The sequence below is a fragment of the Cellulomonas jepli genome (genome assembly GCF_047229345.1).
Lineage (GTDB): Bacteria > Actinomycetota > Actinomycetes > Actinomycetales > Cellulomonadaceae > Cellulomonas_A.
In genome coordinates this window covers 1-6,442 of record NZ_JBFTER010000160.1, presented here as the reverse complement: position 1 = coordinate 6,442, position 6,442 = coordinate 1, and the positions used below count along the sequence as shown (strand labels likewise).

Annotated in this window: 5 protein-coding genes; 2 read left to right on the top strand and 3 right to left on the bottom strand. The window is 75.6% G+C overall.

The genetic code is table 11. The features are described 5' to 3' along the window. Positions 1 to 27: 27 nt before the first annotated feature. The gene (locus tag AB6N24_RS22275) at positions 28 to 972 is read right to left on the bottom strand and encodes an ROK family glucokinase (protein WP_412871546.1); all 945 of its coding nucleotides are present in this window, start codon (positions 970 to 972) and stop codon (positions 28 to 30) included. A gap of 354 nt (positions 973 to 1,326) precedes the next feature. Between AB6N24_RS22275 and AB6N24_RS22270 the strand changes: the two genes are divergently transcribed. Then, positions 1,327 to 3,138 carry an AMP-dependent synthetase/ligase gene (locus tag AB6N24_RS22270; protein ID WP_412871545.1) on the top strand — a complete coding sequence of 604 codons (1,812 nt, stop codon included), beginning with the start codon at positions 1,327 to 1,329 and terminating at the stop codon, positions 3,136 to 3,138. Between the two features lie 99 nt (positions 3,139 to 3,237). Here AB6N24_RS22270 and AB6N24_RS22265 read toward each other — a convergent pair whose 3' ends face one another. Together AB6N24_RS22265 and AB6N24_RS22260 are read right to left on the bottom strand one after the other, a co-directional pair. Continuing rightward, complete coding sequence (locus AB6N24_RS22265; protein ID WP_412871544.1) at positions 3,238 to 3,414, bottom strand: hypothetical protein; 177 nt, start codon at positions 3,412 to 3,414, stop codon at positions 3,238 to 3,240. A gap of 96 nt (positions 3,415 to 3,510) precedes the next feature. Next, positions 3,511 to 4,911: an NYN domain-containing protein gene (locus tag AB6N24_RS22260; protein WP_412871543.1), complete on the bottom strand. Its 1,401-nt coding sequence runs from the start codon at positions 4,909 to 4,911 to the stop codon at positions 3,511 to 3,513. Between the two features lie 66 nt (positions 4,912 to 4,977). Between AB6N24_RS22260 and AB6N24_RS22255 the strand changes: the two genes are divergently transcribed. Beyond that, on the top strand, positions 4,978 to 6,442 hold a 1,465-nt coding region (locus AB6N24_RS22255; RefSeq protein ID WP_412871542.1), incomplete at its 3' end, for a DEDD exonuclease domain-containing protein.

Genomic DNA, 6,442 nt, shown 5'->3' with positions numbered 1-6,442 from the left:
GGACGTCGCCGCCCCGGGCGGTCCGCGTCAGAAGCGCGCGAGGTCCGCCGCGCCGACGATGCCGGCGTCGTTGCCCATCGCGGCGAGCTCGATGCGCGCCTCGGGACGGTAGCCGCGCGCGGAGAGCTGCTCGCCGAACGCCTGCCGCGCGGGCGCGAGGAGCAGGTCGCCCGCGGCGCCGACCCCGCCGCCGACCACGATGAGCTCGGGGTCGAGCAGGGCGGCGACCGACGCCGAGCCCTCGCCGATCCACCGGCCCAGCTCGGTGAACAGCTCGACCGCGAGCGGGTCGCCCTCCTGGGCGGCGTCGGTCACGTGCGGACCGACGAGCTTCTCGGCGTCGCCGCCCGCGAGCTCGAGCAGGCGCACCGCGCGCTCGGGCTGGGTGATGACGGCGGCCTGCGCGTCGCGCACGAGCGCGCTGCCCGACGCGTACTGCTCCCAGCAGCCCTCGTGCCCGCAGCCGCAGTAGTGCCCGCCGGGGACCACGCGCATGTGCCCGACCTCGGCGGCCACGCCCCACGCGCCGCGGACGAGCTGCCCGCCGATCATGATCGCGCCGCCGAGGCCCGTCCCGACCGTGAGCATGAGCATGTCGTCGACGTCGCGGCCCACACCGAAGCGGAACTCCGCCCAGCCCGCGGCGTTGGCGTCGTTCTCGACGACGATGCGCACGTCGGGCCCGACGAGCTCCGCGACGCGGTCGCGCAGCGGGTAGTTGCGCCACGCGAGGTTCGGGGCGAACAGCACGCCGGAGCGGTCGGAGGCGACGAAGCCTGCCGCGGCGAGGCCGATCGCGCCGACCTCGTACGACTCGGACAGCTCGGCGTAGATCTCGGCGATCGCCCGGTCGATGCTCCCGGCGTCGTCGGGCTGCGTGGCCCGGCGGGTCTGCGCCAGGATCGCGCCCTCCTCGTCGACCACGCCGGCCGCGATCTTGGTCCCGCCGATGTCCACACCGATCGCGTGCATGTCCGTCCTTGCTCCTGGGATCGTCGTCCGCCGAAGTGTGCGCCGGCCTGCGCGAGCCGCCTGCGGACGGCTGCGGCAGCGCGCCGGCTGCTGCGCGACAACCGTGCCGTACCGGGCGCACGCGTGCGAGCCCACGCTAGCGCGCCCGGCGCACGCACCCTGCACGGGTCCGCGGTGCGGGGCACGTGCGGGCCCCCCGGGTGCACGGACGGGTGACTGCCGCCGCGCGCGTGCACCGGACGGGCGTGCCGCGCACACGGTCACGACCCTAGCCAGCGTGAATGTGACCGGCCAGTACGAAAGTCCCGGTATCGTGCGACGAACCCCCGTCGCCCTACTGTCACTGGAGCCAGCATGGACGAGATCCACACTCCCCCGCTCGTCGAGGCGCGGCCCGACGAGAACCTCAACGACCTCCTCGCAGCTCGCGTCGCGTCGTCCCCCGACCAGCCGCTGATCGAGGTCAAGTCCCCCGGCGACGGCCCCTGGATCCCGCTGACCGCCCGCGCGTTCGACGCCGAGGTCGTCGCGCTCGCCAAGGGCCTCGTCGCGCGCGGCGTCCAGCCGGGCGACCGCATCGGGATCATGTCGCGGACCCGGTACGAGTGGACCCTGCTCGACTGGGCGACGTGGGCCGCGGGCGCGGTGCCCGTGCCGGTCTACGAGACGTCCTCCGCGGAGCAGGTCCTGTGGATCCTCACCGACGCCGACGTGTCGCTGCTCGTCGTCGAGTCCGCCGAGCACGCCGCCACCGTCGCCGAGGTCCGGGCCGACGCGCCGAGCCTGCGCGAGGTCCTCGTGATCGACGACGGCGCCGTCGAGACCCTCGTCGCGGCGGGGAACGGCGTCGAGGACGCGGAGATCGTGCGCCGCCGTGCGCTCGCCGACCTCGACGACGTCGCGACGATCATCTACACGTCCGGGACCACGGGCCGACCCAAGGGCGCGCGGCTCACGCACGGCAACTTCAGCGTCCTGACGCGCAACGCCGTCGAGGGCCTCGGGGAGGTCGTCTCGACGCCCGGTGCGCGCACTCTGCTGTTCATGCCGCTCGCGCACGTGTTCGCCCGGTTCGTCGAGGTGCTGTGCATCCCCGCCGGAGCGGTGCTGGGCCACACGCCGGACACCAAGAACCTGCTGGCGGGCCTCGCGTCGTTCCAGCCGACGTTCATCCTCTCGGTCCCTCGCGTGTTCGAGAAGGTCTACAACTCCTCGGAGCAGAAGGCGGCGGCGGGCGGCAAGCTCAAGATCTTCCAGTGGGCCGCGGCCACGTCGATCCTCTACTCCCGGGCGACGGAGACGGCGAGCGGCCCCGGCCTGGGCCTCAAGCTCCAGCACAAGGTCGCGGACGTCCTGGTCTACAAGAAGCTGCGGCACGCGCTCGGCGGCCGCTGCGAGTGGGCCATCTCGGGCGGTGCACCGCTCGGGGAGCGTCTCGGGCACTTCTACCGCGGCATCGGGTTCCGCGTCCTCGAGGGCTACGGCCTGACGGAGACGACCGCCCCGGCGACCGTCAACATGCCGGGCCGGACGAAGATCGGCACCGTCGGTCCGCCGCTGCCCGGCTGCGGCATCCGGATCCAGGAGGACGGCGAGATCGAGGTCAAGGGCCCGCACGTCTTCGCCGGGTACCACAACAACGACGCCGCGACGGCGGAGACGTTCCACGACGGCTGGTTCCGGACCGGCGACCTCGGGTCGCTCGACGACGACGGGTTCCTGCGCATCACCGGGCGCAAGAAGGAGATCATCGTCACCGCCGGCGGCAAGAACGTCGCGCCCGCGGTGCTCGAGGACCGTCTGCGCAGCCACGCCCTCGTGAGCCAGGTCGTCGTCGTGGGTGACGCCCGTCCGTTCATCGGCGCCCTCGTGACGCTCGACGCCGAGGCCCTCCCGGGCTGGCTGAGCGCGCACGGGCACAAGCCGATGACCGTCGCCGAGGCTGCGCAGGACCCCGAGGTCCTGGCCTCGATCGAGAAGGCCGTCGAGCGCGCCAACCGGGCCGTCTCGCGCGCCGAGTCGATCCGCAAGTACCGCATCCTCGACACCGACCTGACGATCGCCAACGGCTACCTCACGCCCAAGCTCAGCGTGCGCCGCGCCCAGGTCATCAAGGACTTCGCCGCGGAGATCGACGCGCTGTACGACGCGGCTCCGGCCGAGTGAGGCACCGTGCGCACGCCGGGTCCGCCCGGCGTGCGCACGGTTCTCTCCTGCGGGCGCACGGCTCGCTCCGGGCGCGGGTGATCCGGTCGCGAGGACCGCTCACCCGGTGTGCCGCAGGCGCAACGGCGGCACGAGGCCGGACGCCGCGAGGACCTCGAGCGCCGCGCGCTCGTCCTCGACGAGGTCGACCGCGCGCACCGGCACCGTCAGGAACGTCACCACGCAGTCGGAGCACGCCGCCGGGCGCACCGTGCAGGCCTCGCAGTCGATCAGCATGCGGCGGACGCTAGCCGCCCGTGCCGACACACCGGCGCCGCCCGTCCACAGCGCTCCGGCGCCACGACCCGCTCCGCAGTCCTCGACCCCCCGGGGTCAGAGCCGGGCCACCCGCGCGACCAGCGTCGCGGACGGCACGACGCGCGCACCGGCCGCCTCGACGTCGTCGGCCACCTGCCGGTCGCTCGTCACCACGACGACGACCCGTCCGCGCGGCTCCGCGCCGACGAGGCGACGGATGAGGTCGTCGGCGATCTCCCCCACCGAGAACAGGACGCGCACGCCCCGCGGTCCGCTGCCCGGGGGCCGCGGGCCCTCCTGCCCGTCGAAGCAGCACGTGACCTCGGCGCCGGTGCGGCCCGCGACGTTCGCGAGCGCGTCGACGAGCCGGCGCCGCTGCTCGGCGAGGCTCAGCCCGGGCCACGCCGCCTTCGAGACGTTGTAGCCGTCGACCACGAGGTGCGCGTGCGGCAGGGCGAGCAGGTCGTCGAGCAGCGCCGGGTCGCTCGCGGCACGCCCCCGGGACGTCGCGCGCTCCACCGGCACGGGCGCGGACGTCCCGACCAGGTCGGCGGGCCGGTCACCGACGGGCGGCAGCGCCAGCTCGGCCCGCAGGCCCTGGCCCGCGTCGACGAGCGTGTCGAGCAGGAGCCGCACGCGCACACCGGCGAGGTCGCGCGCGACGCGGGCCTCCTGGCGGACCTGGGCCCGCTCGGCCTCCGCGACCCGGCGCAGGGCGTGCGCGCTCTCGAGCGCCTCGTCGGCGGCGGCCCGTGCGGCCGTCGCTTGCGCCAGGACGTCCTCCGCGTCGGCCACGGCGCGACGGGCCTCGCTGCGCGCGCGGTCGGCGTCCGACCGGAGCCGGCGCTGCTCGCGCCGGAGCGCCGCGGCGTCCTCCTCTGCCTGCTCCGCACGCGTGCGCGCCTCACCGAGCTGCGCGGTCAGCACCGTCGTGCGCTCCTCGGCGCGCTGCAGGGCGTCGAGCGCGTCGGCCAGCGTCGCCTGCTGGTCGGCGTCGGCCGGCCCGGCGACGAGCTGTCCCGCCGCCTCGGCGAGGGTGCCGTCCCAGCCGCCCGGCCGCAGCAGCCAGGCCCCCACGGCGACGTCGAGCGGCGACGCGTCCGCGATGCGCGGGGCGCCCCCACCGGGTGCGGCGTCCTGGCCGTCGGGCTCCGCGGCCGCCGACCCCGATGCCGTGCCCTCGTCCGGAGCCGCCGACGTGCCCCGTCCGAGCCGCGCGGCCACCTCCGGCCGCGCCCCTGCCCACACCCGTGCGACGCGCGCCCGGAACGCCGCGTCACCCTCGAGCGCGGACCACAGCGGGAGCGCACCGGCGGTCGCCCGGCGACGCGGCGCGAACCTCTGGACCTGCCGGAGAGCTGGCGGGACGTCGGCAGGCTCGATCGTGGTCAGCACCTCGGCGGCGAGCCGCACGAGGACGGTCCGGACGGCGTCGGGGACCGTGGGGTCCGGCTGTCCCGCTGCGTCGTCGCCCATGCGCCCACCCTAGGCACCGACGGGTCGCCGCCGGTCGTGTCGGTCCCGGCGGCTAGCGTCCACGCCATGCAGCACGACCGCCCCGCCGCGCGCCGGGTCACCCGGGTGGACCTCGCACCCCCGCTGCAGGGCCGGCCGGTCCAGCTCGCGCTCGACGAGCTCGGGACCCCGCTGTCGGACGTGACGTTCGTCGTCGTCGACCTGGAGACGACGGGCTCGGTGCCGGGCACGAGCGCGATCACCGAGATCGGCGCCGTGAAGGTGCGCGGCGGCGAGGTGCTCGGGGAGTTCCAGACCCTCGTCGACCCGGGCGGCCCGGTGCCCGCGTTCATCTCGGTGCTGACCGGCATCACGACGTCGATGGTGATCGGCGCGCCCCGCATCGAGGAGGTCCTGCCCAGCTTCCTCGAGTTCGCGCGCGGCAGCGTGCTGGTCGCGCACAACGCCCCCTTCGACGTCGGCTTCCTCAAGGCCGCGGCTGCGCAGACGGGACACGCGTGGCCGGGCCACCAGACGGTGGACACGGTGCGGCTCGCGCGTCGCGTCGTGACCCGCGACGAGGCGCCGAACCACAAGCTGGGCACCCTCGCGGCGCTGTTCAGTGCGACCGTGACACCGAACCACCGCGCGCTGGCCGACGCGCGCGCGACCGTCGACGTGCTGCACGCGCTCCTCGCGCGCCTGGCGCCGCTCGGCATCACGCACCTCGAGGACCTCGCGACTGCCACCGACCCCGTGCCGTCGGACGTGCGGCGCAAGCGGCACCTCGCCGACGGGCTCCCCGACGGCCCGGGCGTGTACATGTTCGTGGGGCCGCGCGAGGAGATCCTGTACGTCGGCACCTCGACGTCGCTGCGCACGCGCGTCCGCAGCTACTTCACGGCGGCCGAGAAGCGCTCGCGCATGGTCGAGATGGTGCGCGTGTCCGAGCGCGTGCACCCCGTCCCGTGCGCGACGACGCTCGAGGCCCGCGTCCGCGAGCTCCGCCTCATCGCCGAGCACTCGCCGCGCTACAACCGCCGCTCACGCTTCCCCGAGCGCATGCCGTGGGTGCACCTGACGGTCGAGCCGTACCCCCGGCTGTCCGTCGTGCGCGAGGTGCGCCCGGCGGCCGTCCCCCCGGCGCAGGGGCACGAGCCCGCGTACATCGGCCCGTTCGCTTCGCGCGGCGCGGCGCAGTCCGCGATCGACGCGCTCCACGAGACGTTCCCCGTGCGGCAGTGCAGCGGCCGGCTGCCGCTGCGCGCCGCGCTCGGGGCGGTCGCGTGCGCGCTCGCGGAGATGGGCCGCTGCGGGGCGCCGTGCACGGGCCGGTCCTCGCCCGAGCAGTACGCCGAGGTCGCGTCGGCGGTCCGCGCGGCGATGGTCGGCGACCCGTCCCCCGTCGTGCGGGCCCACGCGACGCGCATCGGGCGCCTCGTCTCGCAGGAGCGGTTCGAGGAGGCGGCGGTGGTGCGCGACCGGCTCGCGGCGTTCCTGCGCGGCGCCGCCCGTGCGCAGCGGCTCGCGCCGCTCGCCCGGTTCCCGGAGA